Here is a 26,278-nt window from a genome sequence, read left to right as displayed (position 1 = left end):
GCATGTTGCTGCGGTTCGTCCCCCCACCGTCCCGACGACGGGCGGTGCCCCGTCTGTTCGCGGGGCTGCTCGTCGTCCTCGCCGTCCTGCTGACGGGCTGCTCGTCGCACCACACGAGCGCCGGCACCGGCACGAGCGCCGGTCCCGCCTCGCACGCGCCCGCCGCCTCGGTCACCCCCGGCTGGGCCAAGGGCATGGCCACCGTGCAGGCGTCCGCGCTGCCCGCCGAGGCCCGGCGGACCCTCGCCCTCATCGACAAGGGCGGCCCCTACCCCTACGCCCGGGACGGCATCGTCTTCGGGAACCTCGAGCGGCACCTGCCGGGTCACCAGCGCGGCTATTACCACGAGTACACCGTCAAGACGCCCGGCTCGCGCGATCGCGGCGCCCGGCGCATCATCACCGGCAAGGCCGGGGAGATCTACTACACCGATGATCACTACAACTCGTTCCGGGCGGTGCTGAGATGAGCAAGGACCTGGCAGGGCGGCTCGTCGTCACCCTGGACCTCGACGGAGTCACCGACAAGGCCGCTCTGATGGACCGCGCCGTCCGGGCCCTGGCGCTGCCCGACTGGTTCGGCCGCAACTGGGACGCGCTGGCGGACTCCCTGTCCGACCTGTCCGTATGGCCGGAGGAGGCCGAGGGCGGGCTCCTCGTCGTCGTCACGGACTGGCAGGGCTACGCGAAGGCGCGGCCCGAGGAGTGGGAGACTGCCCAGAAGGTGTTCTCGCAGGCGATGCGACGGACGCCGGCGCTCACCGTGGCCCTCGCCCTTGGAGGAACCTCCTAGCTGATCCACGGTGGGCCTGGATGTTCTGTGGGGGCGTGCGAACGCCCCCGACATGGGACAATGAAGTACGTGCTCTTTTCCCCCTGGCACACCTGTCGGGGGGTCACCTCTGATCGACTGGGATGTGCGGCACGTGCGTTTCCTCAATGACATCCAGCCCCCGTACGACCTGACGTACGACGACGTGTTCATGGTGCCGAGCCGCTCCGCGGTCGGTTCGCGTCAGGGCGTGGACCTCAGCTCGCCGGACGGCACGGGCACCACCATCCCGCTCGTCGTCGCCAACATGACCGCCATCGCCGGCCGCCGTATGGCCGAGACCATGGCCCGCCGCGGTGGCCTGGTGGTCATCCCGCAGGACATCCCGATCGAGGTCGTCACCGACGTCGTCTCCTGGGTCAAGAGCCGCCACCTGGTGCTCGACACCCCGATCGTGCTCGCCCCGCACCAGACCGTCGCCGACGCGCTCGCGCTGCTGCCCAAGCGCGCCCACAACGCCGGTGTCGTCGTGGACGAGAACCACCGTCCGGTCGGTGTCGTCACCGACGAGGACCTGACCGGTGTCGACCGCTTCACGCAGCTCGAAGTGGTCATGTCCAAGGACCTGCTCCTGCTCGACGCGGACATCGACCCGCGCGAGGCCTTCAACACCCTCGACCAGCACAACCGGCGCTACGCCCCGGCCGTCGACAAGGACGGCAAGCTGGCCGGCATCCTCACCCGCAAGGGCGCCCTGCGCGCCACGCTGTACACGCCGGCCGTGGACGCGAACGGCAAGCTGCGCATCGCCGCGGCCGTCGGCATCAACGGCGATGTCGCGGGCAAGGCCAAGCAGCTGCTCGACGCGGGCGTGGACACGCTCGTCATCGACACGGCGCACGGCCACCAGGAGTCGATGATCAACGCCGTCAGGCTGGTGCGCGCGCTCGACCCGCGGGTGCCGATCGCCGCGGGCAACATCGTCTCCGCCGAGGGCGTCAAGGACCTCGTCGACGCCGGCGCGGACATCATCAAGGTCGGTGTGGGCCCCGGCGCCATGTGCACCACCCGGATGATGACCGGCGTGGGCCGGCCGCAGTTCTCCGCGGTCCTGGAGTGCGCCGCCGAGGCGAAGAAGTACGGCAAGCACGTGTGGGCCGACGGCGGTGTCCGCCACCCTCGCGACGTCGCCATGGCCCTCGCGGCCGGCGCGTCCAACGTGATGGTCGGCTCCTGGTTCGCCGGCACCTACGAGTCCCCGGGCGACCTGCAGCACGACGCCAACGGGCGTGCCTACAAGGAGTCCTTCGGCATGGCGTCCGCGCGTGCGGTGGCCAACCGCACGTCGGAGGAGTCGTCCTACGACCGCGCCCGCAAGGCACTGTTCGAGGAGGGCATCTCCACCTCGCGCATGTTCCTCGACCCGACCCGCCCGGGCGTCGAGGACCTGATCGACTCGATCATCGCGGGCGTCCGCTCGTCGTGCACCTACGCCGGCGCGGGCTCCCTGGAGGAGTTCGCCGAGAAGGCCATCGTCGGCATCCAGAGCGCCGCCGGCTACGCCGAGGGCAAGCCGCTGCACGCCAGCTGGAGCTGACCCTCAAGTCCCTTCCGCACGGCCCCCGTCGATCCCGAGCCCGGGATCGACGGGGGCCGTCGGCGTGTTCAAGACTTCGCAAAGCGGACCTGTGGGACCACCGTGCAACGCCCGGCGGTCCGCGTGCAACGAATTGGCGTTCTGGACGGATGAACGCAATGATCATGCGGGGACGCGCAAGGTTGCTGCATTACGCCCGTGAAGGCCTGCCTCGTAGGGTGCTCGTCTGTACGTGGTGTGGCGGGGACCCCGCTCGGTGGGTTCCTGCCCCGGCAGGGCTGCCCCCGGTCCCCGTTCCGCAATGACCGGCAGCGATAAGGAGCCAGCGCGTGCTCGACCAAGGCGCACCCCCGCAAGACCGCCCAGCGACCGCCCCCGCGTCCCCGGGCGTCGCCGCGCGCCTCATGCGGCGCAAGCCCGTGGAACGCCTGGTCGCGGAGGGCGGCCAGGGTGAAGGAGGGCAGCTTCGGCGCTCCCTCGGGCTGTGGCAGCTGACCATGATCAGCATCGGTGCCACGCTCGGCACCGGCATCTTCGTCGTCCTCGGCGAGGCCGTCCCCAAGGCGGGTCCGGCCGTCACGCTCTCCTTCGTGATCGCCGGTCTCACCGCGCTGTTCTCGGCCCTGTCCTACGCCGAGCTGGCGGGCACCATCCCGGTCTCCGGTTCCTCCTACTCGTACGCATACGCAACCATGGGCGAACTGATCGCCTGGGTCTGCGGCTGGTGCCTGCTCCTGGAGTACGGAGTCTCGGTGGCCGCCGTGGCCGTCGGCTGGGGCCAGTACCTGAACGAGCTGCTGGACGGCACCATAGGCGTCACCATCCCGGACGCCCTGTCGGCGCCGCCCGGCCAGGGCGGCATCTTCAACCTGCCCGCGCTGATCGTCGTCCTGCTCGGCATGGTGTTCCTGCTCGGCGGGGCCAAGGAGTCCGCGCGGGCCAACACGATCATGGTGTCGGTGAAGATCGCCGCGCTGATCCTCTTCTGCGCCATCGGCTTCATGGGCTTCAAGTCCGGCAACTACGCGAACTTCATGCCGCTCGGCATGGCGGGCGTCAGCGCCGCCGGTGCCACGCTGTTCTTCTCGTACATCGGCTTCGACGCCGCCTCCACCGCCGGTGAGGAGGCGAAGAACGCGCAGCGCGACCTGCCGCGCGCGATCATGCTGTCGCTGGTCATCGTGACCGCGCTGTACGTCCTCGTCGCGGCCGTCGCCGTCGGTGCCTGGCCCTGGAAGAAGTTCAAGGACTCCGAGGCCGCGCTCGCGCAGATCATGACCGACGTCACCGGGCAGAGCTTCTGGGGCACGCTGCTCGCGTTCTGCGCGGTCATCGCCATCGCCAGCGTGGTGCTCACCGTGCTCTACGGCCAGACCCGCATCCTGTTCGCGATGGCCCGCGACGGCCTGGTGCCCAAGATCTTCGCCAAGGTCCACCCGAAGACCGGCGCGCCGCGCGCCAACACGATCATCGTGTCCGTGTTCTGCGGTGTGCTCGCCGCCGCGATCCCGCTGGGCCAGCTGGCGGACGCCACCAGCATCGGCACGCTGTTCGCCTTCGCGCTGGTCAACATCGCCGTGGTCGTACTGCGCCGGACCCGCCCGGCCATGCACCGCACCTTCCGCGTGCCGCTGTCGCCGGTGCTGCCCGCGCTGGGCTTCCTCTTCTGTATCTGGATGATGGGCAGCCTGTCCGAGGTCACCTGGATCGTGTTCGGTGCCTGGATGGCCGTCGGGCTCGTGTTCTACTTCGTATACGGCTACCGCCGTTCCCGTCTCGCGACCGGTGAGGAACTCGCGGTGGCGGCAGAGAAGTGACCGAACCGAAGAAGTGAACCACCCCCTGTGCTGAACGATCTCGACGAACGCATCGTGCACGCCCTCGCCGAGGACGCCCGCCGCTCCTACGCGGACATCGGGCAACTGGTCGGACTCTCCGCCCCGGCCGTCAAACGGCGTGTGGACCGGCTGCGCGCCACCGGAGCCATCACCGGGTTCACCGTCCGGGTGGACCCGGCGGCGCTCGGCTGGGAGACCGAGGGCTACATCGAGATCCACTGCCGGCGCAACACCTCGCCGGAGACCATCCAGCGGGGGCTGGAGCGGTACCAGGAAGTCGTGGCCGCGTCGACCGTCACCGGCGACGCGGACGCGATCGCCCAGGTCTTCGCGTCCGACATGCGTCACTTCGAGCGGGTGCTGGAGCGCATCGCCGGGGAGCCGTTCGTCGAGCGGACCAAGTCGGTGCTGGTGCTGTCGCCGCTGCTTCGGCGCTTTTCCTCCGGGGCGCCGGGGTAGGGGCAGTTGCCCGCGCCGCTTCAAGGGGTTGGACCGCAACCCCCTCAGGGGCGCGGGGAACTGCGCGATCAGCCACACACGACCCGCACCCGGCACCCGGTAGGACCCGCCGGGCTCTATTCCGCGGTCTTGCGCGCCAGCGCGTTGTTGCCGATCGAGTTGTGCACGCTGAAGCTCACCGCGTCCGAGCGGTAGCGGTCGTCCGACCACTCCACCGGCCGCCCCTCGCGGGTCGTGGTCACGCGCCGCACCCGCAGCAGCGGACTCGTCCGGCGGACCCCGAGCAGCTCGGCGTCCTGCGCGCCGCAGGCGACCGCGTCGATGATGTGCTCGCCGTACGCGAAGACGAGCCCCGTCTCGTCGTAGAGGTGCTGGGTGACGGACGGGCAGTCCGGTTCGATGGACTCGACCGCGGGGGAGATCCAGTCGGCGTACACCGTGCGTTCCAGGAGCACCGGCTCGCCGTCCAGGCCGCGTACCCGCAGTACGTGCAACACCTGTGTGCCGATGGGGAGTTGGAGGCGTACCGCATCCTCCTGGGTCGCCGGTCGGTACTGCTGGGCGACCACCTGGCCGGTGGCCTCGCGGCCCATCGCGCGGGCCCACTGGGCGAAGCTGCGCAGCTCCTCGAAGCTCTGGCTGCGGCGGCTGGCCAGCACCACCCGGCGAGCGCCCTGGCGGGAGCCGATCAGGCCCTCGGACGTCAGGGTCGCGACGGCCTGGCGGACCGTGCCGCGCGAGACGCCGTAGTGCGCGGCCAGCTCCGACTCCGAGGGCAGCCGGCTGCCGACCGTGTACTCCTCACGGTCGATGGCTCGCCGCAGCTCGTCGGCGATCTCCTCGTGGCGCGCGGTCATGCTTCCCCTCTGCATAGGTCGCTGTGCACAGCGTGACCAGCCTAATCGACGTATCCGGGTGATCCGTGTCAACTGTAAGTGTGCAGGGAAACTCGGGTTTGTGTTCGGCTGGTGTTTACGGAGCAGACACCAAGGGCGGGCGTACTGGGGCCGACTTGTTCAGACAAGTTCTCCCACCCTCGCCATGTGTCCCCCTGGAGAGACCGTGACCGTGTCCCTGCCGAGAAACGCCGTCCTCGGCGGTTCCCTCGCCGTCGTCGCCGCGCTCGCCCTGAGCGCCTGCGGCGCCGCCCCCGACAACGCGTCGACCACCACCAAGGACGGCAAGAACGCCGCCACCGCCACCTCCGCCGCCGCCTTCGGCGGTATGGACGCCCTCGTCAAGGCGGCCAAGAAGGAGGGCACGCTGCACATCATCGCGGTGCCCCGCGACTGGGCCAACTACGGCGCGATCATCGACGGCTTCCAGAAGAAGTACGGCATCAAGATCGAGGACGAGAGCCCCGACGGCACCAGCCAGGACGAGATCAACGCCGTCACCTCCCGCAAGGGCCAGGACCGCACCCCCGACGTGCTCGACCTGGGCTCGTCGTTCGCGCTGAGCGCCGCCCAGCAGGGGCTGCTCGCGCCGTACAAGGTGGCCTCCTTCGCCGACATCCCCGCGGCCCAGAAGGACCCGCAGGCCCGCTGGTACAACGACTACGGCGGCTACATCTCCATCGGCTGCGACGACAAGCGCGTCAAGGACTGCCCGACGAGCTTCAAGGACCTGCTCAAGCCCGAGTACAAGGGCCAGGTCGCCCTCAACGGCAACCCCACCAAGTCCGGCTCCGCCTTCGGCGGCGTCTACGCGGCCGCCCTCGCGAACGGCGGCTCGTTCGACAACATCCAGCCCGGCCTCGACTTCTTCGCCAAGCTGAAGAAGAGCGGCAACTACACGCCCGTCGAGTCCACCCCGGCCACCGTCGAGAAGGGCGAGACGCCCATCTCCATCGACTGGGACTACCTCAACGCCGGGTACGCCGACGAGTTCAGGTCCAAGGGCCTGGACTGGAAGGTGAACATCCCCGCCGACGGCCAGTACGCCCAGTACTACTCCCAGGCCATCAACAAGGACGCCCCGCACCCGGCGGCCGCCCGCCTGTGGCAGGAGTACCTCTACAGCGCCGAGGGCCAGAACCTGTGGCTCAAGGGCTACGCCCGCCCGGCCCTGATGGCCGTCCTGGAGAAGGCCGGCACGCTCGACAAGACGGCCGCCGCCAAGCTGCCCAAGGTCACCGGCGCGCCCGCCTTCCCGACCGAGACCCAGCAGAGCAAGGCCAAGACGGTCATCGCTCAGGGCTGGGGGAAGGCCGTCTCCGGATGACCGCCGCTCTCCCGCGTGCGGACGTGGCGCCCGTCGCTTCGGCGAAGCGGCGGCGCCGCGCCCCCGGCTGGCTCGCCGTCGTACCGCTGCTGGTCTTCGCGGCCATCGCCTTCGGCCTGCCCGCCTTCGCCATCCTCGACGGCGCCTTCACGGTCGAGGGGCACTACGGCACGGCGAACCTGACGGACTCGCTCCAGGGGCCGTACCTCACCTCCCTGCTCGGCAGCGTCAAGCTGTCCGCCCTCGCCGCCCTGCTCGGCGCGCTGCTCGGGCTGCCGCTCGCCCAGGCCGTGGTCGGCTCCCGCTCCCGCTGGCTGCGCGAGGCCGTGCTGACCGCCTCCGGCGTGCTCGCCAACTTCGGCGGCGTCCCGCTGGCCTTCGCCTTCGTCGCCACCCTCGGCAACGCGGGCGTCCTGACCGTGCACCTCGGCCTGAAGGACAGCGGCTGGAACCTCTACAGCTTCTGGGGCCTGGTCCTCGTCTACCTGTACTTCCTCATCCCGCTCATGGTCCTCACCATCACCCCCGCGCTGGACGGCCTGCGCACCCAGTGGCGGGAGGCCGCGCTGAACAACGGCGCGACCGGCGTGCAGTACTGGCGCCATGTCGCCCTGCCCGTCCTCGCGCCCTCGCTGCTCGGCGGACTCGTGCTCCTCTTCGGCAGCGCCTTCGCCGCCTACGCCACCGCCGCCGCCATGGTCGGCAGCGCGGTCCCGCTGGTCACCCTGCAGATCGCCGACGCGCTGTCCGGCAACGTGCTGGTCGGCCAGGAGAACATCGCCCTCGCCCTCAGTCTCGACATGGTCCTGGTGGCCGGCCTGGTGATGGCCGTGTACCTGCCCCTGCAACGCCGGAGCGCCCGATGGCTCGACGCCTGACCCCCTGGCGCTGGGCCGTCCTCGGCCTCGCCGCCCTGTACTTCCTGGTGCCGCTCGGCGCGTCCGTCGTCTTCACCGTCGACGAGCCCGGGCAGGGCGTCTCCTTCGACGCCTACACCAAGATCCTGTCCACCGACGGCTTCGTCTCCAGCCTGCTGCTCTCGCTGGAGCTGGCCCTGGCCACCATCGCCGCCGTCCTGCTGCTGATGGTGCCCGCCATGGTCGCCCTCAGGCTCGGCGCGCCCCGGCTGCGGCCGGTGGTGGAGATCGTCTGCTCGCTGCCGCTGGTGGTGCCGCCGATCGCGTTCGTGGCGGGCATCGTCAGCGTGCTGAAGTGGGGCCCCGACCATTTGTCGCGCACCCCGCTGTTCGAGACGTTCGTCGCGATCCAGAACCCGAGCTTCCCGGTCGTGCTCGTCCTCGCCTACGTCGTGATGGCGCTGCCCTTCGTGTACCGGGCGCTGGACGCGGGCCTGCGCGCCATCGACGTGCGCACCCTGGTCGAGGCCGCCCGCAGCTGCGGCGCCTCCTGGCCGCAGGCGCTGGTCCGGGCCGTGCTGCCCAACGTCCGTGGCGCACTGCTCAACGCGGGCTTCCTCACGCTGGCCCTGGTGCTCGGCGAGTTCACCGTCGCCCAGCTGCTGGGCTACCAGCCCTTCGCCGTGTGGATCTACAACGTCGGCGGCTCGCAGGCCCAGATGTCCGTCGCCGTCTCCGTGCTCAGCCTGCTCGTCACCTGGGCCCTGCTCCTCGCGCTCGCCGGCGTTGGCGGCGGACGCAACCGAACCGCGAACTCCCGGGGATGACACCGACCATGACCGCCACCACCCTTGAGAAGGCCACGGCCGAGAAGGCCGCGACCGTCGAATTCCGTGCCCTGCGACGGGAGTTCGGGTTTACCGTCGCCCTCGACGGACTCGACCTCACCGTCCGCCCGGGGGAGTTCCTCGCCCTCCTCGGTCCCTCCGGCTGCGGCAAGACCACCGCACTGCGCATGCTCGCCGGGTTCGAACACCCCGACTCCGGCGCCGTGCTGGTGGACGGCGAGGACGTCACCCGCGTCCCGGCCCACCGCCGCGACGCCGGGATGGTCTTCCAGTCGTACAGCCTCTTCCCGCATCTGAACGCCGTCGACAACGTCGCCTTCGGGCTGCGCATGCGCGGCGTCCGCGCGGGCGAACGGCGTTCCCGCGCCGCCGAGTTGCTGGAGCTGGTCGGCCTCGGCGACAAGGGTGAGCGCTACCCGCACCAGCTCTCCGGCGGCCAGCAGCAGCGCATCGCGCTGGCCCGCGCCCTCGCGCTGCGCCCGCGCGTGCTGCTCCTGGACGAGCCGCTGTCGGCGCTCGACGCCAAGGTGCGGCTCTCCCTGCGCGAGGAGATCCGCCGGCTCCAGCAGGAACTCGGCATCACCACCCTGTTCGTGACGCACGATCAGGAGGAGGCCCTGTCGGTCGCCGACCGGGTCGCCGTGATGCGCGCCGGGCGCCTCGAACAGTGCGCCGAACCCGCCGAGTTGTACGGCCGCCCCGCCACGGCCTTCGTCGCCGAGTTCGTCGGCACGATGAGCCGGATCCCGGGCGAGCTGGCCGACGGCACCGTCCAGGTGCTCGGCCGGCGGCTGCCCGCCGACGGCAACGGCGACGTGCCGGACGGCCCGGTCGACGTGCTGGTGCGCCCCGAGGCCGTCCACGTCTCGGCCGACGAGCAGGGCGCCGCCCGCGTCGTCGCCACCGCCTTCCTCGGCGCGGTCGTCCGGGTCACCGTACGGCTCGCCGACGGCACCGAGGCCAAGGCCGACCTGCCCGCCCACGACGCCGCCGGACTCGGCGCCGGGGCCGCCGTCACCGTGTCGCTGCCCGAGCGGGCCGTCCTGGTGGCCGAACGTATCCAGAAGTGAGGACTGACCCGAACGTGACCCCCCACACCCCCCAACTCCTTCCGCAGGCAGTCCTGTTCGACATGGACGGCACGCTCGTCGACACCGAGCGGCTGTGGTGGGAGGCGGTCGAGCAGGTCGCCGGACGGCCGCTGACCGAGGCCGACCAGCCCGAGGTCCTCGGCCGCGCCGTCGAGCACACCGCCGACTGGCTCGGCGCGGTCACCGGCCGGCCCGCCCAGGACCTCGCCGCCGACCTGCACCGCGAGTTCGCCGACCGCGTCCGCACCGGCATCGTGCCCCGCCCCGGCGCCCTGGACCTGCTGGCCGCGCTGGCCGCCGCCGGCGTCCCCACCGCCCTGGTCACCGCGTCCCCGCGCGCTGTCGCCGACGTCGTCCTCGACGCGCTGGGCGCCGCCTGGTTCGCGGCCTCCGTCACCGCCGACGACACGCCCCGCACCAAGCCCGCCCCGGACCCGTATCTGGCCGCCTGCCGCGCCCTGGGCGTCGAGCCCACCGCCTGCGTGGCCGTCGAGGACACCGAGACCGGGGTCGCCTCCGCCGAGGCCGCCGGCTGCGCCGTACTCGCCGTACCGTCGCTCGCCCCGATCGGTGCGGCACCCGGCCGGACCGTGCGGGAGAGCCTCGCGGGGGTCACGGTCGAGGAGCTCGGGCGGATGGTGACGCCCGAACTGCGCGTGATGAGCTGGAACCTGTGGCTCGGCGGCATCATGGTCGACGACCACCGGGCCAAGCAGCTCAAGGTCATCCTGGAGAGCGGCGCCGACGTGGTCGGGCTCCAGGAGACCGCCGGTACGGCCGCCCAGGAACTGGCCGAGGCCCTCGGCTGGCACCACCACCGGGCCGGCGAGAACCTCGGCGTCCTCAGCCGCCACCCGATCACCGCCCGCTTCGGCGACCCCGACGTCGGCTTCTACGGCGCGGCCGGCGTCCGCATCGCCGTGGCGCCCGGCCGCGAGGTCGACGTGTGGACCGCCCATCTGCACTACACGCCGTACGGGCCCTACGAGTCCGCCTTCGACGGGCTGCCGGCGGCCGAGCTGATCGCCCACGAGGGGGTCCGGCTCGCACAGATGCGGGACACCCTGCGCCGGATCGCCGAGTCGTCCGCCGACGGCGTCCCGGTCGTCCTCGTCGGCGACTTCAACTGCCCCTCGCACCTGGACCGGCCGGACGTGGTCTGGCCGGTCACGAAGGCGGCCGAGGAGGCGGGCTTCGCCGACTCCTACCGCGAGGCCCACCCGGACCCCGCCGCCGCGCCCGGGCACACCTGGTCGCCGATCCACGCCGTGCACGAGGACGGCAGCGGGCGGCCCGAACCGCAGGACCGGATCGACTACGTCCTGCACCGGGGCCTGACCGTGCGGGACGCGCGCACCGTCGTCACCGGCAGCCCGTGTCCCTGGCCGGACGTGACGGACAACGACTGGCCCTCGGACCACGCGGCGGTCGTCACGACCTTTGCCCCAACCCCGAGGTGACCCGGGGTTACCGCAGGTCACCATTGCGGCACGGAGATCGATCCCGTAGGGTCTGCCGCGCTCTCTACTGACTGGTAACACCGGCAGGTACTTCATGCGCTGGCCCCTCCGCCGCCCCACCACCGTCCGCACGCGGATCGTGGCGCTCGCGCTCGCCCCGGCCGTCGCGCTGATGGCGCTGTGGAGCTTCGCGATGTGGTCCGTCACCGGCGAACTGCGGGCACTGGTCCGGGTCCAGGGGGTGTACGACGACTTCGGCACCCCCGTGGACACCGCGATCGGGCAGCTCCAGATCGAGCGCCGGATGTCCGCCGCCTACCTGGGCAGCCGCCTCGACACGGCCGCCGCCGGGCAGTTGCTCGGCCAGCAGCGCCGTACCGACCAGGCCGTCGAGGCCATGAAGCGGGCGGTCCAGGGCGGGGACCGCAGCCGGCTCACGGCACGGCAGCGGCAGGCCGTGGACTCCGTGGTCGCGGCCACCGGCCGGCTGGAGGCGCTGCGCGAGCGCGTGCTGAACCGGCAGATCAGCTGGGACCAGGCCGTCACCCGGTACAGCGCGCTCGTCGAGCCCGGCTTCGACGTGCAGTCCACCCTCACCGCCCTCCAGGCCGGCCAGCTCGCCCGCGAGGCCCAGGTCGTCATCGAGCTGGTGCGGGTACGGGAGTTCGTCTCCCGGGAGGACGCGCTCGTCGCCGGGGCGCGGGCGGCCGGCACGCTGACCGACGGGCAGTACGACACGCTGACCGCGACCATCGAGGACCGGCGCGTCTTCGAGCGGACGTACGTACCGGACCTGCCCGCCGACTCGCGCGGCCTGTTCGAGGACTTCCAGCGCGGCGACCTGTACCGCTCGCTGACCCGGGGCGAGGACGCCCTGCTGCGGGCCGGTGCCGCCGGTGCCGGGAAGGCGGTCGCCGCGGACACCTGGCGCTCGACGGTCGACCGGGCCGTCGTCCGCTACCGGGAGCTGTGCACCAGCTCCGCCGAGAACTCCGCCGCACGCGGGCGCTCCTTCGCCTACCAGGAGCTGATCAAGGCGGCGGTGGTCGGCGGGGCCGGGCTTGCCGCCGCCGGGGTGTCGCTGTGGTTCGCGGTGCGCGGCGCCCGGCGCATCTCCCGGCGCCTGGAGACCCTGCGGGACGCGGCCGACGTGCTCACCCGCGACCAGCTTCCGGACGTCATGCGGCGGCTGAGCGCCGGGGAGGACGTGGACGCGGGGGCGGCGGCGCCGCCGCTGGCCGCGGGCGCGGTTCACGACGACGAGATCGGGCAGGTCGGCCGCTCCTTCAACGCCGCCCGGCTCGCCGCCGTGGAGGCCGCCGTCCAGCAGGCCGGGCTGCGGCGCGGACAGTTCGCGGTGCTGCTCACCATCGCGCGCCGCAACCAGGCGCTCGTGCACCGGCAGCTCAAGCTCGTCGACACGCTGGAGCGGCGCACCGAGGACCCGGACGTGCTGCGCGAGCTGTTCCGCATCGACCACCTCACCACGCGCATGCGGCGGCACGCGGAGAGCCTGATCATCCTCTCCGGTGCCGCGCCCGGCCGCCGCTGGCGCCGGCCGGTGCCGCTCGCCGACGTCGTCGCCTCGGCGGTCGGGGAGATCGAGGACTACGCGCGCGTGGTGGTGCCGCCGATGCCCGAGGTGGGCGTGGCCGCGGACGCCGTCGCCGACGTCGTCCACCTCGTCGCCGAACTCCTGGAGAACGCCACGGTGTTCTCGCCGCCGCACACCCAGGTCACCCTGCGCAGCGGGCGGGTCGGCAGCGGGTTCGTCCTGGAGATCGACGACCGCGGGCTCGGCCTCGACGCCGACGCCCGCGACGGGGCGTACGCCACCCTCACCGCCCCCGACGCCTTCGACCCCACCCGCCACGACCGGCTGGGCCTCTACGTCGTCGGCCGCCTCGCCGCCCGCCACGGCATCGAGGTCAGCCTCCGGGACTCGCCCTACGGGGGGACGACGGCGCTGGTGCGGTTGCCTTCGGCGGTGCTGGCGGAGGTCAGCGCGGCAGAGCCCACCGCAGCGGCGCCCGAGCCGGTGCCGGCGGGCGGCGGGCGCACCGCGGGAACGCTGGGCGCGGTACGGGAACTGCCGGTCAGGAACGCCAGGGGCCAGGCTGGGCGGGGACTGCCGCTCGGGGCCGCCGACGGCGACGTACGACGGTTGCCCTCGGCGGACGGCAACGTACGAGGCCTGCCCTCCGGGTACGGAGACGTACCGGCGCTGCCGACCAGGAAGCGGACCGGACCCTCGGCCGCCGGGCGCCCGGCGCCGGCGCGGGAGCCGTCCGGCGCCGAGCCTCCCGCCGTGTCCGCCGCCGCGTCGCACGCCCCGGACCAGCCGGAACAAGGCCCCGCGCCCGCCCTCCCCACCCGTACCCGGCAGGCCTCCCTCGCCCCCGAGCTGCGGGACGATCCGCCGGCGCCTGCGGACACGCCCGAGCGCCAGGTGGACGCCGACGAGATGCGGGCGATCTTCGGCGCCTTCCAGCGAGGGCTCGACCGCGGCCGCAAGGGCCTGCCCGCGCACCACGAGCCGGCCTTTGGCCGGGAGGCCCCCGGCACCGGAGGCGACACCCCCCACGCAGGCGAAGCAACCACCGACGCCCACGAAGGGACGGAGACCGACGATGACCGGTGACGAACAGCCCGGTGACGAACACGGGCCCGAGCGGCCCGCCGTGCCCGGCGGAGCGGTCGGCACGGATCTCGGCTGGCTGCTGGACGACCTCGTGGCGCGCACCGGCGACGTCCGGCAGGCCGTGTTGCTCACCGCCGACGGACTGCCGCTCAGCAGCTCCGACGGCATGCGCCGGCGCGACATCGAGCACCTGGCCGCCATCTGCTCCGGCTTCCACGGCCTCGCCCGCTCGGCGGGCGAGCGGTTCGCCGCGGGGGCGGTGCGCCAGACCATGGTGATGCTCGACGACGCCTACCTCTTCATCACCCCGGCCGGCCACGGCACCCGGCTCGCCGTCCTCAGCGAGGCCCGCACCGACGTCGGCCAGCTCGCCCACGAGATGGCCCTGCTCGTCCGCCGTCTCGGCCGCCACCTGGACACGGCCGCCCGCACGGGCTTCTGATCCCACCGTGAGCGACGAGCACTGGTACGAGGACGAGACCGGGCAGCTGGTGCGTCCCTACACCGTCACCCGGGGCCGCACCCGGCCCTCCGGCGCACACGCCATCGACCTGATGTCCCAGGTCAGCGCGGTGGAGACCGAGGGGCCGGGGCCGGACATCGACCACGCCGGTGCCGCCCTGCTCGACCTGGTCCGGCGCGGCCGGCGTCCCGTCGTGGAGCTGGCCGCGGACGCCGACCTGCCCCTGACCGTGCTGCGGGTCCTGCTCGGCGACCTGGCCGAGGCGGGCCTGATCCGCATCGACGCGCCCCGCCGCTCCCCGACGGGCGGTCCGGGCACCGAGCCGGAACTGCTGCGCGAGATCGTGGCGCGGTTGCGTGAGATATGAGCAGGTCCGGAGACTCTTGTAACGGGCATGTACTAGGCGGGTGACGGGAGGAACGGACAGGGCGCCCGCGACGGTCTCACCGGGTGGCAAGTGACCAGTGCCGCTCACGCTCGTTGCGTGAGGGGACAACGCCTGAAGGGGAACCATGCGCGTCCAGAAGCTCTCGCTGCTCGTCGTCGCCGCCGTCGCGGGCCTGTCGCTCACCGCCTGCTCGGGAAGTGACAGCGGCTCCTCCGGCAAGAGCGACTCCTCCGCCCCGAGCCAGAGCACCGGCTCCCAGGACTCCGGCACGCAGAGCACCGGCGGCAGCGGTGGCGGCGCGGCCACCGGCAAGGGGACCAGCACGGGCACCGGCGCCGGCCAGGCCGGTACGAACGGCGGTGCGGCCGTGGGCGGCGGCTCGGGTGCCTGCAAGACCTCCCAGCTCGCGTTCAGCACTTCCGGCGGCATGGCCGAGGGCGAGCTGATCGTGAACCTGAAGAACACCGGCTCCGCCACCTGTGCCCTCAAGGGCTTCCCCGGCGCCGACCTGAAGAGCAAGGACGGCAGCACCAGCGCCAAGCGCAGCTCGGTCGCCCCCGTGCTGGTGCGCGTCAAGCCCGGCGAGGAGACCCGGTTCACGCTGCACTACCCGCCGAACAACTCCGGCGGCACCGGCGAGACCTTCACCACCCTCGTCGTCACCCCGCCGAACGAGACCCACTCCCACAGCCTGCCGGTCAGCGTCAACGTCCCCGTCACGGACGGCAGCGGCGGCGCGATCACCGTCGACCCGGTCGGCACCGGGAAGTAGCACCTGGGAGTAACCGCCGCGCCGCGTCCCCGGCGTCACCCGCGCCCCGTCCACCACCTGCGCCCCAGGAGGACGGGGCACCGTCGTGCGGGCGCGCAACGAATCGCCGTATCGCCCCCTGTGCACGCAACGAACCGCGCACAGGCGCGCAACGGCTCCTTCTTGTCCGGCCGAGCGCGCCGACCGTACCGTCTTCGTGGCCCCCAAAGTCCCCCTTCGGTGAGGATCACGCATGCGCACCGCCCTGCTCCAGAGCTCCGGCCGCCCCGGCTCGGCCGTCGAGAACCTGAAGGTCCTCGACGCCGCCGCGGGCCGGGCCGCCGCCGCGGGCGCCGCGCTGCTCGCCGCACCGGAGATGTTCCTGACCGGCTACGCGATCGGCGACGACATCGGACGCCTCGCCGAGCCCGCCGACGGCGACAGCGCCGACGCGATCGCCGAGACCGCGACCCGGCACGGCATCGCGATCGCCTACGGCTACCCGGAGCGCGCCGGCGAGAGCGTCCACAACTCCGCCCAGCTGATCTCCGCCGACGGCACCCGCCTCGCGAACTACCGCAAGACCCACCTCTTCGGCTGCTTCGAGCGCGACCACTTCACGCCCGGCGACCAGCCCGTCGTCCAGGCCGAGCTGAACGGCCTGACCGTGGGCCTGATGATCTGCTACGACGTCGAGTTCCCGGAGAACGTCCGCGCCCACGCCCTGGCCGGCACCGACCTCCTGGTCGTCCCGACCGCGCAGATGCACCCCTTCCAGTTCGTCGCCGAGTCCCTCGTGCCGGTGCGCGCCTGGGAGAACCAGATGTACGTCGCGTACGTCAACCGGGTCGGCCTGGAAGGGGAGTTCGAGTTCGTCGGGCTGTCCGTCCTCGCCGGTCCCGACGGCGTCGCCCGCACCCGGGCCGGCCGCGGCGAGGAGCTGGTGTTCGCCGACGCCGACCCCGCCTTCCTGGCCGCCTCCCGCGCGGCCAACCCGTACCTGGAGGACCGCCGCCCCGGTCTGTACGGGTCCCTGAGCTGACACCCCGCCGAGCTTCCCCCGAGTTTCTGAACTTCCCCCCGAGTTCTTTCCCGCAAGGAGTCCGTACCCCATGACGTCCACGGTGCCCAACGCCGTCGAGCACACCGACGGGCAGCAGCCGCCGATCACCATGTTCGGCCCGGACTTCCCGTACGCCTACGACGACTTCCTCGCCCACCCGGCGGGCCTCGGCCAGATACCCGCGACCGAGCACGGCACCGAGGTCGCGGTCATCGGCGGCGGGCTGTCCGGCATCGTGGCCGCCTACGAGCTGATGAAGATGGGCCTCAAGCCCGTCGTCTACGAGGCCGACCAGATCGGCGGCCGGCTGCGCACCGTCGGCTTCGACGGTTGTGACGAGTCGCTCAACTGCGAGCTGGGCGCGATGCGCTTCCCGCCGTCCTCGACCGCCCTGCAGCACTACATCGACCTGGTGGGCCTGCAGACCCGGCCGTTCCCCAACCCCCTCGCCGAGGCGACGCCGTCGACCGTCGTCGACCTCAAGGGCGAGTCGCACTACGCCGAGACCGTCGACGACCTGCCCCAGGTGTACCGGGACGTGGCCGAGGCCTGGAACAAGTGCCTCGACGAAGGCGCCGACTTCTCCGACATGAACCGCGCCATGCGCGAGCGGGACGTGCCGCGCATCCGCGAGATCTGGGCGAAGCTGGTCGAGAAGCTCGACAACCAGACCTTCTACGGCTTCCTCTGCGACTCCGAGGCCTTCAAGTCCTTCCGGCACCGCGAGATCTTCGGCCAGGTCGGCTTCGGCACCGGCGGCTGGGACACCGACTTCCCGAACTCCATCCTGGAGATCCTGCGCGTCGTCTACACCGAGGCCGACGACCACCACCGCGGCATCGTCGGCGGCTCCCAGCAGCTGCCGCTGCGCCTGTGGGAGCGCGAGCCGGAGAAGATCGTCCACTGGCCGTACGGCACCTCGCTGAAGTCCCTGCACCCGGACGGCGAGCCGCGCCCGGCCGTGACCCGGCTGCACCGCACCGCGGGCAACCGGATCACCGTGACGGACGCGAACGGCGACATCCGCACCTTCGAGGCGGCCGTCTTCACCGCCCAGTCCTGGATGCTGCTGTCCAAGATCGCCTGCGACGACTCGCTCTTCCCGATCGACCACTGGACGGCGATCGAGCGCACCCACTACATGGAGTCCAGCAAGCTCTTCGTGCCGGTGGACCGGCCGTTCTGGCTGGACAAGGCCGCCGACGACAGGGGAAATCCGACAGGCCGGGACGTCATGTCGATGACGCTCACCGACCGCATGACCCGCGGGACGTACCTGCTGGACGACGGCCCGGACAAGCCGGCCGTGATCTGCCTGTCCTACACCTGGTGCGACGACAGCCTGAAGTGGCTGCCGCTGTCCGCGAACGAGCGGATGGAGGTCATGCTGAAGTCGCTCGGCGAGATCTACCCGAAGGTCGACATCCGGAAGCACATCATCGGCAACCCGGTGACCGTCTCCTGGGAGAACGAGCCCTACTTCATGGGCGCGTTCAAGGCCAACCTGCCCGGTCACTACCGCTACCAGCGGCGCCTGTTCACGCACTTCATGCAGGACCGGCTGCCCGCGGACAAGCGGGGCATCTTCCTCGCCGGCGACGACATCTCCTGGACGGCCGGCTGGGCCGAGGGCGCCGTCCAGACCGCGTTGAACGCGGTCTGGGGCGTCATGCACCACTTCGGCGGCACGACCGACGCGTCGAACCCCGGCCCGGGCGACGTCTACGACGAGATCGCCCCGGTGGAGCTCCCCGAGGACTGACCAGGTCCGGCGGGAGTGGTGCCCCCAGGCGCGGGCGGTCGGCCTCAGACTCCGGCCGCCCGCGCCTTTTCGAACAGCTCGGCGGCGATGTCCTTCAGCTCCTCCGCGTCCCGCGCGCCGCTCTGCACGTCGATCAGGAACTCGTCGATGCCCATCCCGGTGAACGGCACGAGGTCCGCGACGATCTGGTCGACGCTGCCCTGGAAAGTCCTGCGGTCGGCGCCGTCGTGGGGCTTCGCCTCCAGGGCGGTGTTCACCCGCAGCACCGCCCGGATCGGCTTCGTACGGCCCCGCTCCTCGGCCAGCTCCCTCAGCTGCCGCCACTGGGTACCGACCTGCTCGGTGCTGAAGCCCGCGGGCAGCCAGCCGTCGGCATGGTCGACCAGCCGCCGGAAGGCCCGCCGGTTGCTCGCGGCCAGCAGGATCGGGATCGGGCGCACGGGCTTGGGCCCGACCACGGCGGAGGCGATCTTCGTGAGAGAGCCGTCGTAGACGACCGGATCCGGGCCCCACACCGCCCGGCTCACCTCGATGATCTCGTCCAGCACCTTGCCGCGCTCCGCGAAGGGCCGCACGGAGGCGGCGGCGTACTCGTCGAGGGACCAGCCGGTGCCGAGGCCGGCGAGCACCCGACCGCCGCTCGCCACGTCGAGCGAGGCGAGGGCCTTGGCGAGCTGGAACGGCACGTGCAGCGGCGCCACCAGGACGCTGGAGCCCAGCTCCGCCCGCTCGGTGGCCGCCGCGGCCAGGGTGAGGGTGACCAGCGGGTCCGCCACATTGCGGTACTGGTCCGGCCAGGGCACGCCGTCCATGCCGTACAGCCCCTGGGTGGCGGGCTCGGGGAACAGGGCCCGCTCGAAGACCCACAGACTCTCGTAACCGAGTTGCTCCGCGGCGCGGGCCACGTCGGGCACGTCCGAGCCGAGGGAGTACTGCCGCATTTGCGGAAGACCGAGTCCGAGCCGTGCTGCCATGACCGCTCCTTACGACGGATGACGGGTTGCCGGACGACAACGTACGGAGCGGACCCGGCTGTTCCACGGCGGCTCGCGCGAGGGTCTGGATCCGGCCAGTCGCATCGGCCGGTGGGCAGTCGACAGCCGGGAACCGGATCGGCGCGGGGATCAGATCAGCTCGGGGAGCGGGGTGAGCAGCATCCGGCCCGCGAACCCCACGGCCGCGTCGAGCCGATCGGTGAACTCGTCGGCGACGTCGCCGCAGTGGCGCAGCGCCCACAGGGCCCGTGCCGCCGCCCAGGACGCGTCCCGGGCCCGCTCCAGGCTCCAGGAGCCCAGCAGATGGGTGAGCGGATCGGCGACCTGGAGCAGATCGGGGCCCGGCATCAGATCCTCGCGGACCCGCTCCTCCAGGGATACGAGGATCTCGCCCACGCGGTCGAACTCGTCCTCCAGATCGGCCGGTTCGCACGCGAGCGTACGACAGGCGTCCACCACGGCGAGCGCCAGGTCGTGCCCGATGTGCGCGTTGACGCCCGCCAGGGCGAACTGCAGCGGCCGTACCCCGGGATGGCCGCGGAGCTGGAACAGCGGACGCCAGCACGCGGGCGGACGACGGCCCGCCGACGCCGCGTCGACCGCCGCCAGATAGCGCAGCGCGAACCGCACGTCCAGCGCGGTCGCCGCCCGCGGGTCCGGGAACTCCCCGGCGTCCAGGCGCCGGTCGACCTCCTCGGTGACGGTGAGGTAGACGCGGTTGAACACGGCGACCCCGTCGCGCTCGGGCAGGGCCGCGTCGATCGCGCGCATCCGGGCGATCACCGCGTCGACGGGAGTGGTGAAGTGTTCCAACTGCGCCATGGGGGAAGGGTCCCAGCCCCGGGCCGGACGGCGGGCCGACCGGCCCGGGGCTTCCCCGGAACGGGGGAACGGAGCACCCCGGGTGCGGCCGGGAGGGGGCAGGCGGGGCCGGGGCGTGCCCGGCACGTTCACCCCGTCCTGCGCCTACGACGTGGAGCGCGGCTCGTCCGCGTCGTAGCGGGAGGTGCCCTCGTCCAGCAGCGGCGCCTGCGTCTTCAGGTGCGCCGGGGCGAAGGCGCGCAGGGCGTGGTAGCCGGTGATGACGACCACGGTGCCGAGGGCGATGCCGCTGAGCGAGAAGTTGCTGGTGAACTTCATGCTGACGTTGCCGACGCCGATGATGATGCCCGCGGCGGCCGGCACCAGGTTCAGCGGGTTGCGCAGGTCCACCTTGGCGTTGAGCCAGATCTGGGCGCCCAGCAGGCCGATCATGCCGTAGAGGATGACGGTGATGCCGCCGAGGACGCCGCCCGGGATCGCGGCCACGATCGCGCCGAACTTCGGGCAGAGGCCGAAGAGCAGGGCGAAGCCGGCGGCGGCCCAGTAGGCGGCGGTGGAGTAGACGCGGGTGGCGGCCATGACGCCGATGTTCTCGGAGTACGTGGTGTTCGGCGGGCCGCCGACGGCCGTGGACAGCATGGAGGCGACGCCGTCCGCCGAGATCGCCGTGCCGAGCTTGTCGTCCAGCGGGTCGCCGGTCATCTCGCCGACCGCCTTGACGTGGCCCGCGTTCTCCGCGACCAGGGCGATGACGACCGGCAGCGCGACCAGGATCGCGGACCACTGGAAGGACGGCCCGTGGAATTGCGGCAGGCCGATCCAGTCGGCCTTGGAGACACCGGACAGGTCCAGGCGCCAGTGGTCGGTGACCTTGCCGCTCGCGCTCACCGAGTGGATCTTGCCGAAGACGCGGTCGAACGCCCACGAGATGCCGTACCCGAAGACCAGCCCGAGGAAGATCGCGATCCGGGACCAGAAGCCGCGCAGACAGACCACGGCCAGCCCGGTGAACAGCATGACGAGCAGGGCGGTCCACTGGTCCTGCGGCCAGTAGGTGGAGGCGGTGACCGGGGCGAGGTTGAAGCCGATCAGCATGACGACCGCGCCGGTGACGATGGGCGGCATGGCCGCGTGGATGATCCGCGCCCCGAAGCGCTGCACCGCGAGCCCGACCAGGAACAGCGCCACGCCGACGACGAACACCGCGCCGGTCACGGTGGCGCTCGTGCCGCCCTGGGCGCGGATGACGGCGGCCACCCCCACGAACGACAGGGAGCAGCCGAGGTAGCTCGGCACCCGGCCGCGGGTGGCGAGCAGGAAGATCACGGTCGCCACGCCGGACATCATGATCGCGAGGTTCGGGTCCAGGCCCATGAGCACAGGGGCCACGAAGGAGGCACCGAACATCGCGACCACGTGCTGGGCGCCGAGGCCCACCGTGCGGGGCCAGGTGAGCCGCTCGTCGGGGCGTACCACCGCTCCGGGCGCGGGCGTGCGCCCGTCGCCGTGCAGTTTCCAGCGCACGCCGAGATTCATGGTGGGGTTTCGCTTTCTTACGTACATGAAGACGGTCCGCACCATTGTCACGGGTGACGAGCGGTCCTACGCTCACACGGTCCTACTCATGAACCAAGTTCACGTACATGACTGGTTGAGTTGACTGGCTCAGATGGGAGCCCCGATGAGTGGAAGATCCCGTGCGGCCGTGCTGCTGGCCGCCGTGGTGACGTTCGGCGCGGTGCTCGTCCCGGCCGCGCACGCCGCGCCGAAGGCCCCGCGCACCGTCGTGCTCGACGGCGCCCGCCTCCAGCGGACCCGTGCCCGCCTGGGCCACGACCCCCAACTCCGGCGCGCGCTCAAGGACTTGACCACCCGCGCCGACGCCTGGCTGGACCAGGGTCCCTGGACGGTCGTCGACAAGCCGAAGCCCGCCCCCGGCGGCGACGTCCACGAGTACCTGAGCCAGGCTCCCTACTGGTGGCCCACGACCACCCCCACCGCCGACAACCCCTGGGGCTGCCCCTACGTCCAGCGCGACGGGCAGCGCAATCCCGAGGTCGACAGCGGCACCGACCGGCAGGACGCCGAGAAGGTCTTCGACTCGACGTACGACCTCGCGCTCGCCTGGTACTACACCGGCAGGCGGACCTACGCCGAGAAGGCCGGGCAGATCCTGCGCACCTGGTTCCTGGACCCGGCCACCCGGATGAACCCCGACCTGGACCACGGCCAGTTCATCCCCTGCAAGTACGACGGCCGGGCCATCGGCGTCATCGACTTCTCGCAGTCGTACACGAGCGTCCTCGACGCCCAGGCGATCCTGGCCGCCGGCGCCCCCGGCTGGAGCGCGCGTGACCGTACGGCGATGGGCGCGTGGAACGCGGGCTTCCTGGACTGGCTGAAGAACAGCGCCTTCGGCAAGGAGGAGGGCGCCGCCGCCAACAATCACGGCACCTTCTACGACATGCAGCTCGCCGCCCTCGCCCTCGCCGCCGGCGACACCGCGCTGGCCCGGCGGACCGTTCTGGACGCGCGGGCCGGGCGGATCGACCCGCAGATCGCGGCCGACGGCAGCCAGCCCCAGGAGCTGGCCCGCACCCGCAGCTGGCACTACTCGACCTTCGACCTCGTCGCCTACACCCGCCTCGCGGCCATCGGGCGGCACGTGGGCGTGGACCTCTGGTCGTACCGGGGTCCGGACGGGCAGAGCCTGGTGAAGGCGGTCGACTACCTGCTCCCGGCAGCGACGGGTGCTGCCTCCTGGTCACATCCGGAGCTGGAGTTCCACCGGTACGCGGCCACCGACGTCGTCCACGCGGCGGCCGACGCGGGGGAGCGGGCGGCCGCGAAGGCCGTCGCCGCGCTGGAGGCGCCGCCCGGCGGTGATCTGTGGGCGCTGCGCCCCGCCGCCGAGCAACTGGACTCCATCGCGGGCTGAGCCCTCAGGCGGAACCCGACCGGGGCTCCTGAGCGGTCGCTTAGTATGTGGTTGTCATCGCAACCATGTTCAGGAGCCCCACCCGTGACCGTCGAAGCCCCGATCGCGCCCGCCCTCCCCTACGGGCGGCTGATCCCCGTCACCGTCCACTTCGACGACCTCGACGCCCTCGGCCTCCTGCACAACGCCCGCTACCCGCTGCTGGTCGAGCGCGCCTGGACCGAGCTGTGGAACGGCCACGGCGTCCGCTTCGACGGCGACTGGCACGCGGCGGGCGACGCCTGCAACGCGGTGCGCGAACTGCGCATCAGCTACGAGGCGCCCGTGACCAGCCCCGGTGCGTACGCCGTCCACCTCTGGCTGGACCGGCTCGGTACCACCGGCCTGACCTACGGCTTCCGCTTCTGCTCGGCCGACGGCACGCGGACGTACGCCGAGGGCGCCCGGGTGCTGGTCCGGCTCGACGCGGACACCCTGCGCCCCACGCCTTGGACGGACGGCTTCCGGGCCGCCGGCCGGGAACTGCTGCGCCCGGCGGCCTGACGTTCCGCAGGGGCGTGTCCCGGGGCCGTCGATCAGGGGTGTCCCTCAGGCGCGCGGGTCGGGTACGGCGGCGGCCCGCGCACCGACCTGCGTGCGGCTGCCGCGCTCGGCGGTGCGCAGCACCCCCGCGAACACCGCGAGCCCGCACGCCAGCGCCGCCACCACGCCGAACGACACCATCAGGCTGGTCGCCTGGGCCACCCCGCCGATCAGGCTCGGCGCGATCAGCCCCGAGGTGTAGGTGATCGTCGCCACGCCCGCGATGGCCTGGCCGGGGTTCGGCCCCGCGTGCCCGGCCGCCGCGAAGCACAGCGGTACGACCACCGCGATGCCGAGCCCCATCAGCCCGAACCCGGCCATCGCCACCGCCTGCTGCCCGGCGGCGACGATCAGCAGTCCGCCCAGCGCGGCCAGCGCCCCGCCGGCCCGGACCGTGCGGACCGCGCCGTACCGGTTCACCACCGCGTCCCCGGCGATCCGGGCCACCGCCATGGTCAGCATGAACCCGGTCGTGCAGGCCGCCGCCACCCCGGCCGAGCTGTCCAGCCGGTCCCGCAGGAAGACCGCCGACCAGTCCAGGCTCGCGCCCTCCGCGAACACCGCGCAGAAGCCGACCGCGCCGATCAGCAGCGCCGAGCGCGGCGGCAGCGCGAACCGCGGCGGCGGCTCCTCGTCCGCGGCCGCCCGGAGGTCCGGCACCCAGGCACAGGCCGCCGCTCCGAGCACGGTGAGCACGGCGGCGGCCGACAGGAAGTGCGTGCGGGCGTCCGCCCCCAGATGCGCGGCGAGCGTGCCGGCCGCGGAGCCGGTCAGCGCGCCCGCGCTCCACATGCCGTGCAGCCCCGACATGATCGACCTGTCCAGCAGCCGCTCGACCTCGACACCGAGCGCGTTCATCGTGACGTCGGCGGTTCCCGAGCTCGCGCCGTAGACGAACATCGCCAGGCACAGGGTGTACAGATTCGTCGCCAGGGACGGCAGGACCAGTGACATCGTCCACAGCGCGAGCAGCCCGCGCAGCGCCGTACGGCTGCCGAAGCGGTGGCTGATCCGCCCCGCGAGCGGCATCGCGCACGAGGCGCCGAGCGCCGTGAACGCCAGCGCGAAGCCCAACTGGCCCGCACCGAGCGAGGCATGGTCCTGGATCCACGGCACCCGGGTGGCGAAGGAGCCTGTCACGGCGCCGTGCACGGCGAACACCGCCGCCACGGCGTACCGGGCGCGCCTCACCTCGCCGGGCGCGTGTCCCACGTCACTCATGTTCCCGCCCCTCCCCGGTCCGGTCCCGCCTCCGGGCGCCCGGTCGACCCGCGGCGTAAACTATCAGGTACCCTTCCTGATAGAAAGATGGTTCTAGGATTCCCGCCATGCCCGCATCGCCCAGCACCGCCCGGGCCCTCAACGACCGCCTCGCCCTGCGGCTGCTCCAGCAGGAAGGCCCGCTGACGGCAGGGCAGTTGAAACAGCTGACCGGGCTCTCCCGGCCGACGGTCGCCGACCTCGTGGACCGGCTCACCGACGCCGGGCTGATCACCGTGGTCGGCGAGTCGGGGGAGCAGCGCCGCGGCCCGAACGCCCGGCTCTACGGCATCGTCGCCGACCGCGCCCATCTGGCCGCGCTGGACGTCCGTACCGAGGGTGTCTTCGTGCTGGTCGCGGACCTGGTCGGGCGGGTGCTCGCCGAGGCTTCCGTGCCGATCGGCGGGGATGCCGGCACCGGGCCCGCCGTGGAGCAGGCGGTGGCCGCGGTGGAGCGCACCGCCAAGGAGGCCGGCGCGGACCGGCTGCACACCGTCGGCATCGGTGCGCCGGGCCTCGTCGACCCGGCCACCGGCGACCTGCGCGACTCCGGCGGGCTGCCCGCGTGGCACCGCAGCCTGTCCGCCGCCCTCCAGGAACGCCTGCCGGGCGCCCGCGTCACCGTGGAGAACGAGACCAACCTCGCCGCCCTGGCCGAACAGCGTGAGGGCGCCGCCCGGGACCGCGACACCTTCGTCCTGCTCTGGCTGGGCCACGGTGTGGGCGCGGCGGTCGTCCTCGACGGCACCCTGCGCCGCGGGGCCTCCGGCGGCACCGGCGAGATCGGCTTCCTGCCCGTCCCGGGCACCGGCTCACTGCCCTCGGCGAAGGACTGCGACGGCGGCTTCCACTCCCTGGCCGGAGCAGCCGCGATCGCCAGCCTGGCAACGTCCTGCGGCCTGCCGCCACCGCCCCACCCCGACGGCCCGGCCACGGCGGAGACGGTGCGAGCGGCTGTGGCGGCAGCGGGTGATGGCGGTGCGGAGCGGGGGCCTGTGGAAGTGCCGGGCGGCGCGGAGGCTTCGGACACGAACGCCGGCCCGTCCGCCTCCCGCTTCCTGCACGCCCTCGCCGACCGGCTCGCGGTCGGGGTCGCCTCGGTCGTGGCCGTCCTGGACCCCGGCTGCGTGGTGCTCGGCGGGGAGATCGGGCAGGCCGGGGGCGCGGCGCTCGCGGGGCTGGTGGAGGAGCGGCTGCGCGGGATGTCACCGCTGCGCACGGAGGTCCGGGCCGGCACCCTCGGCGGCACGGCCGTCCTGCGCGGCGCACTCCTGACGGCCCGCGACCGCGCCCAGGACGACCTGTTCACACCTCCGGGCCTGCACTGACGCCTCGCCGCCGCGGACGTGGGACGGGGAGTTCCCTTGCGGTCTGTCTGCCCGGAGGCGGTGGAGGCCGGGTGGGTGTTGTCGCCCTCGTGTTGTTGTGGGGCGGGTTCTGGATCCGGCCCGAACGGACCCCGCTGCCC

Annotated in this window: 24 protein-coding genes; 19 read left to right on the top strand and 5 right to left on the bottom strand. The window is 72.5% G+C overall.

Translation table 11 applies throughout. The features are described from left to right. The first annotated feature begins 2 nt into the window (after window positions 1–2). The 5 genes from BIV25_RS27505 (at window position 3) to BIV25_RS27485 (ending at window position 4,666) form a co-directional block, all read left to right on the top strand. Window positions 3–470 (top strand): ribonuclease domain-containing protein, encoded by a 468-nt coding sequence (locus BIV25_RS27505; protein ID WP_071375127.1) that lies wholly within the window; start codon window positions 3–5, stop codon window positions 468–470. Next, complete coding sequence (locus BIV25_RS27500) at window positions 467–793, top strand: barstar family protein (protein WP_071375126.1); 327 nt, start codon at window positions 467–469, stop codon at window positions 791–793. Before BIV25_RS27505 ends, BIV25_RS27500 begins: the two co-directional genes overlap by 4 nt. A 133-nt stretch (window positions 794–926) precedes the next feature. Then, the gene (locus BIV25_RS27495) at window positions 927–2,369 is read left to right on the top strand and encodes a GuaB1 family IMP dehydrogenase-related protein (RefSeq protein ID WP_071375139.1); all 1,443 of its coding nucleotides are present in this window, start codon (window positions 927–929) and stop codon (window positions 2,367–2,369) included. A gap of 329 nt (window positions 2,370–2,698) precedes the next feature. After that, window positions 2,699–4,186 (top strand): amino acid permease, encoded by a 1,488-nt coding sequence (locus BIV25_RS27490; protein ID WP_071375125.1) that lies wholly within the window; start codon window positions 2,699–2,701, stop codon window positions 4,184–4,186. A 27-nt stretch (window positions 4,187–4,213) separates the two neighbouring features. After that, on the top strand, window positions 4,214–4,666 hold the full coding sequence (locus BIV25_RS27485; protein WP_067129751.1) for an Lrp/AsnC family transcriptional regulator: 453 nt from the start codon (window positions 4,214–4,216) through the stop codon (window positions 4,664–4,666). A 116-nt stretch (window positions 4,667–4,782) separates the two neighbouring features. Here BIV25_RS27485 and BIV25_RS27480 read toward each other — a convergent pair whose 3' ends face one another. Further along, a complete protein-coding gene (locus BIV25_RS27480) occupies window positions 4,783–5,523 on the bottom strand; it encodes a GntR family transcriptional regulator (RefSeq protein WP_071375124.1) in 741 nt (246 codons plus the stop codon). A 205-nt stretch (window positions 5,524–5,728) separates the two neighbouring features. Here BIV25_RS27480 and BIV25_RS27475 point away from each other — a divergent pair, with 205 nt between their 5' ends. From BIV25_RS27475 to BIV25_RS27425, 11 genes are all read left to right on the top strand, one after another. Beyond that, window positions 5,729–6,889: an ABC transporter substrate-binding protein gene (locus BIV25_RS27475; RefSeq protein ID WP_071375123.1), complete on the top strand. Its 1,161-nt coding sequence runs from the start codon at window positions 5,729–5,731 to the stop codon at window positions 6,887–6,889. Beyond that, a complete protein-coding gene (locus BIV25_RS27470; RefSeq protein ID WP_071375122.1) occupies window positions 6,886–7,767 on the top strand; it encodes an ABC transporter permease subunit in 882 nt (293 codons plus the stop codon). The genes BIV25_RS27475 and BIV25_RS27470 overlap by 4 nt, the downstream gene beginning before the upstream one ends. Beyond that, window positions 7,752–8,573, top strand: coding sequence for an ABC transporter permease (locus BIV25_RS27465; RefSeq protein ID WP_071375121.1), 822 nt, complete (start codon window positions 7,752–7,754; stop codon window positions 8,571–8,573). Before BIV25_RS27470 ends, BIV25_RS27465 begins: the two co-directional genes overlap by 16 nt. Before the next feature lie 8 nt (window positions 8,574–8,581). Further along, window positions 8,582–9,664, top strand: a complete 1,083-nt coding sequence (locus BIV25_RS27460) for an ABC transporter ATP-binding protein (protein WP_071375120.1) — start codon at window positions 8,582–8,584, stop codon at window positions 9,662–9,664. A 14-nt stretch (window positions 9,665–9,678) separates the two neighbouring features. Beyond that, window positions 9,679–11,145, top strand: coding sequence for an HAD-IA family hydrolase (locus BIV25_RS27455; protein ID WP_071375119.1), 1,467 nt, complete (start codon window positions 9,679–9,681; stop codon window positions 11,143–11,145). A 94-nt stretch (window positions 11,146–11,239) separates the two neighbouring features. Beyond that, window positions 11,240–13,786 carry an ATP-binding protein gene (locus BIV25_RS27450; RefSeq protein ID WP_079176924.1) on the top strand — a complete coding sequence of 849 codons (2,547 nt, stop codon included), beginning with the start codon at window positions 11,240–11,242 and terminating at the stop codon, window positions 13,784–13,786. After that, entirely contained in the window at window positions 13,776–14,228 is a 453-nt protein-coding gene (locus BIV25_RS27445; protein ID WP_079176923.1) for a roadblock/LC7 domain-containing protein, read from the top strand. Before BIV25_RS27450 ends, BIV25_RS27445 begins: the two co-directional genes overlap by 11 nt. A gap of 7 nt (window positions 14,229–14,235) precedes the next feature. Then, window positions 14,236–14,616, top strand: a complete 381-nt coding sequence (locus tag BIV25_RS27440; protein ID WP_071375118.1) for a DUF742 domain-containing protein — start codon at window positions 14,236–14,238, stop codon at window positions 14,614–14,616. A 145-nt stretch (window positions 14,617–14,761) separates the two neighbouring features. Continuing rightward, window positions 14,762–15,409: a DUF4232 domain-containing protein gene (locus BIV25_RS27435; protein WP_071375117.1), complete on the top strand. Its 648-nt coding sequence runs from the start codon at window positions 14,762–14,764 to the stop codon at window positions 15,407–15,409. A 232-nt stretch (window positions 15,410–15,641) separates the two neighbouring features. Beyond that, the gene (locus BIV25_RS27430; RefSeq protein ID WP_071375116.1) at window positions 15,642–16,430 is read left to right on the top strand and encodes a carbon-nitrogen hydrolase family protein; all 789 of its coding nucleotides are present in this window, start codon (window positions 15,642–15,644) and stop codon (window positions 16,428–16,430) included. Window positions 16,431–16,500: 70 nt separating this feature from the next. Further along, complete coding sequence (locus BIV25_RS27425; protein WP_071375115.1) at window positions 16,501–18,213, top strand: NAD(P)/FAD-dependent oxidoreductase; 1,713 nt, start codon at window positions 16,501–16,503, stop codon at window positions 18,211–18,213. 44 nt (window positions 18,214–18,257) lie between these two features. Here the strand turns inward: BIV25_RS27425 and BIV25_RS27420 are convergent, their stop codons facing one another. From BIV25_RS27420 to BIV25_RS27410, 3 genes are all read right to left on the bottom strand, one after another. Beyond that, window positions 18,258–19,187, bottom strand: a complete 930-nt coding sequence (locus BIV25_RS27420; RefSeq protein ID WP_071375114.1) for an LLM class F420-dependent oxidoreductase — start codon at window positions 19,185–19,187, stop codon at window positions 18,258–18,260. A 150-nt stretch (window positions 19,188–19,337) separates the two neighbouring features. Then, entirely contained in the window at window positions 19,338–20,030 is a 693-nt protein-coding gene (locus tag BIV25_RS27415; protein ID WP_071375113.1) for a DUF5995 family protein, read from the bottom strand. 144 nt (window positions 20,031–20,174) lie between these two features. Continuing rightward, the gene (locus BIV25_RS27410) at window positions 20,175–21,566 is read right to left on the bottom strand and encodes a uracil-xanthine permease family protein (RefSeq protein ID WP_071375112.1); all 1,392 of its coding nucleotides are present in this window, start codon (window positions 21,564–21,566) and stop codon (window positions 20,175–20,177) included. A 145-nt stretch (window positions 21,567–21,711) separates the two neighbouring features. On the opposite strand from BIV25_RS27410, the gene BIV25_RS27405 reads away from it, so the two are divergent. Together BIV25_RS27405 and BIV25_RS27400 are read left to right on the top strand one after the other, a co-directional pair. After that, window positions 21,712–22,968, top strand: a complete 1,257-nt coding sequence (locus BIV25_RS27405; protein ID WP_071375111.1) for an alginate lyase family protein — start codon at window positions 21,712–21,714, stop codon at window positions 22,966–22,968. 84 nt (window positions 22,969–23,052) lie between these two features. Continuing rightward, on the top strand, window positions 23,053–23,511 hold the full coding sequence (locus tag BIV25_RS27400; RefSeq protein ID WP_071375110.1) for a thioesterase family protein: 459 nt from the start codon (window positions 23,053–23,055) through the stop codon (window positions 23,509–23,511). Between the two features lie 45 nt (window positions 23,512–23,556). Here BIV25_RS27400 and BIV25_RS27395 read toward each other — a convergent pair whose 3' ends face one another. Then, window positions 23,557–24,771: an MFS transporter gene (locus BIV25_RS27395; RefSeq protein WP_071375109.1), complete on the bottom strand. Its 1,215-nt coding sequence runs from the start codon at window positions 24,769–24,771 to the stop codon at window positions 23,557–23,559. A 107-nt stretch (window positions 24,772–24,878) separates the two neighbouring features. Here BIV25_RS27395 and BIV25_RS27390 point away from each other — a divergent pair, with 107 nt between their 5' ends. Beyond that, window positions 24,879–26,138, top strand: a complete 1,260-nt coding sequence (locus BIV25_RS27390; protein WP_071375108.1) for an ROK family transcriptional regulator — start codon at window positions 24,879–24,881, stop codon at window positions 26,136–26,138. The last annotated feature ends 140 nt before the right edge of the window (window positions 26,139–26,278 follow it).

It is taken from the genome of Streptomyces sp. MUSC 14 (genome assembly GCF_001866675.1).
Lineage (GTDB): Bacteria > Actinomycetota > Actinomycetes > Streptomycetales > Streptomycetaceae > Streptomyces.
The sequence above is the reverse complement of the archived record's forward strand: the minus strand, read 5'-3'. Positions and strand labels throughout refer to the sequence as shown.

Excerpts from the sequence above, each read along its gene's own strand:
- BIV25_RS27430 (WP_071375116.1), top strand. The coding sequence starts at position 15,642 with ATGCGCACCGCCCTGCTCCAGAGCTCCGGCCGCCCCGGCTCGGCCGTC.
- BIV25_RS27405 (WP_071375111.1), top strand. The coding sequence starts at position 21,712 with ATGAGTGGAAGATCCCGTGCGGCCGTGCTGCTGGCCGCCGTGGTGACG.
- BIV25_RS27415 (WP_071375113.1), bottom strand. The coding sequence starts at position 20,030 with ATGGCGCAGTTGGAACACTTCACCACTCCCGTCGACGCGGTGATCGCC.
- BIV25_RS27470 (WP_071375122.1), top strand. The coding sequence starts at position 6,886 with ATGACCGCCGCTCTCCCGCGTGCGGACGTGGCGCCCGTCGCTTCGGCG.
- BIV25_RS27465 (WP_071375121.1), top strand. The coding sequence starts at position 7,752 with ATGGCTCGACGCCTGACCCCCTGGCGCTGGGCCGTCCTCGGCCTCGCC.
- BIV25_RS27390 (WP_071375108.1), top strand. The coding sequence starts at position 24,879 with ATGCCCGCATCGCCCAGCACCGCCCGGGCCCTCAACGACCGCCTCGCC.
- BIV25_RS27425 (WP_071375115.1), top strand. The coding sequence starts at position 16,501 with ATGACGTCCACGGTGCCCAACGCCGTCGAGCACACCGACGGGCAGCAG.
- BIV25_RS27480 (WP_071375124.1), bottom strand. The coding sequence starts at position 5,523 with ATGACCGCGCGCCACGAGGAGATCGCCGACGAGCTGCGGCGAGCCATC.
- BIV25_RS27445 (WP_079176923.1), top strand. The coding sequence starts at position 13,776 with ATGACCGGTGACGAACAGCCCGGTGACGAACACGGGCCCGAGCGGCCC.
- BIV25_RS27410 (WP_071375112.1), bottom strand. The coding sequence starts at position 21,566 with ATGAATCTCGGCGTGCGCTGGAAACTGCACGGCGACGGGCGCACGCCC.
- BIV25_RS27395 (WP_071375109.1), bottom strand. The coding sequence starts at position 24,771 with ATGAGTGACGTGGGACACGCGCCCGGCGAGGTGAGGCGCGCCCGGTAC.
- BIV25_RS27460 (WP_071375120.1), top strand. The coding sequence starts at position 8,582 with ATGACCGCCACCACCCTTGAGAAGGCCACGGCCGAGAAGGCCGCGACC.
- BIV25_RS27500 (WP_071375126.1), top strand. The coding sequence starts at position 467 with ATGAGCAAGGACCTGGCAGGGCGGCTCGTCGTCACCCTGGACCTCGAC.
- BIV25_RS27505 (WP_071375127.1), top strand. The coding sequence starts at position 3 with ATGTTGCTGCGGTTCGTCCCCCCACCGTCCCGACGACGGGCGGTGCCC.
- BIV25_RS27435 (WP_071375117.1), top strand. The coding sequence starts at position 14,762 with ATGCGCGTCCAGAAGCTCTCGCTGCTCGTCGTCGCCGCCGTCGCGGGC.
- BIV25_RS27420 (WP_071375114.1), bottom strand. The coding sequence starts at position 19,187 with ATGGCAGCACGGCTCGGACTCGGTCTTCCGCAAATGCGGCAGTACTCC.
- BIV25_RS27450 (WP_079176924.1), top strand. The coding sequence starts at position 11,240 with ATGCGCTGGCCCCTCCGCCGCCCCACCACCGTCCGCACGCGGATCGTG.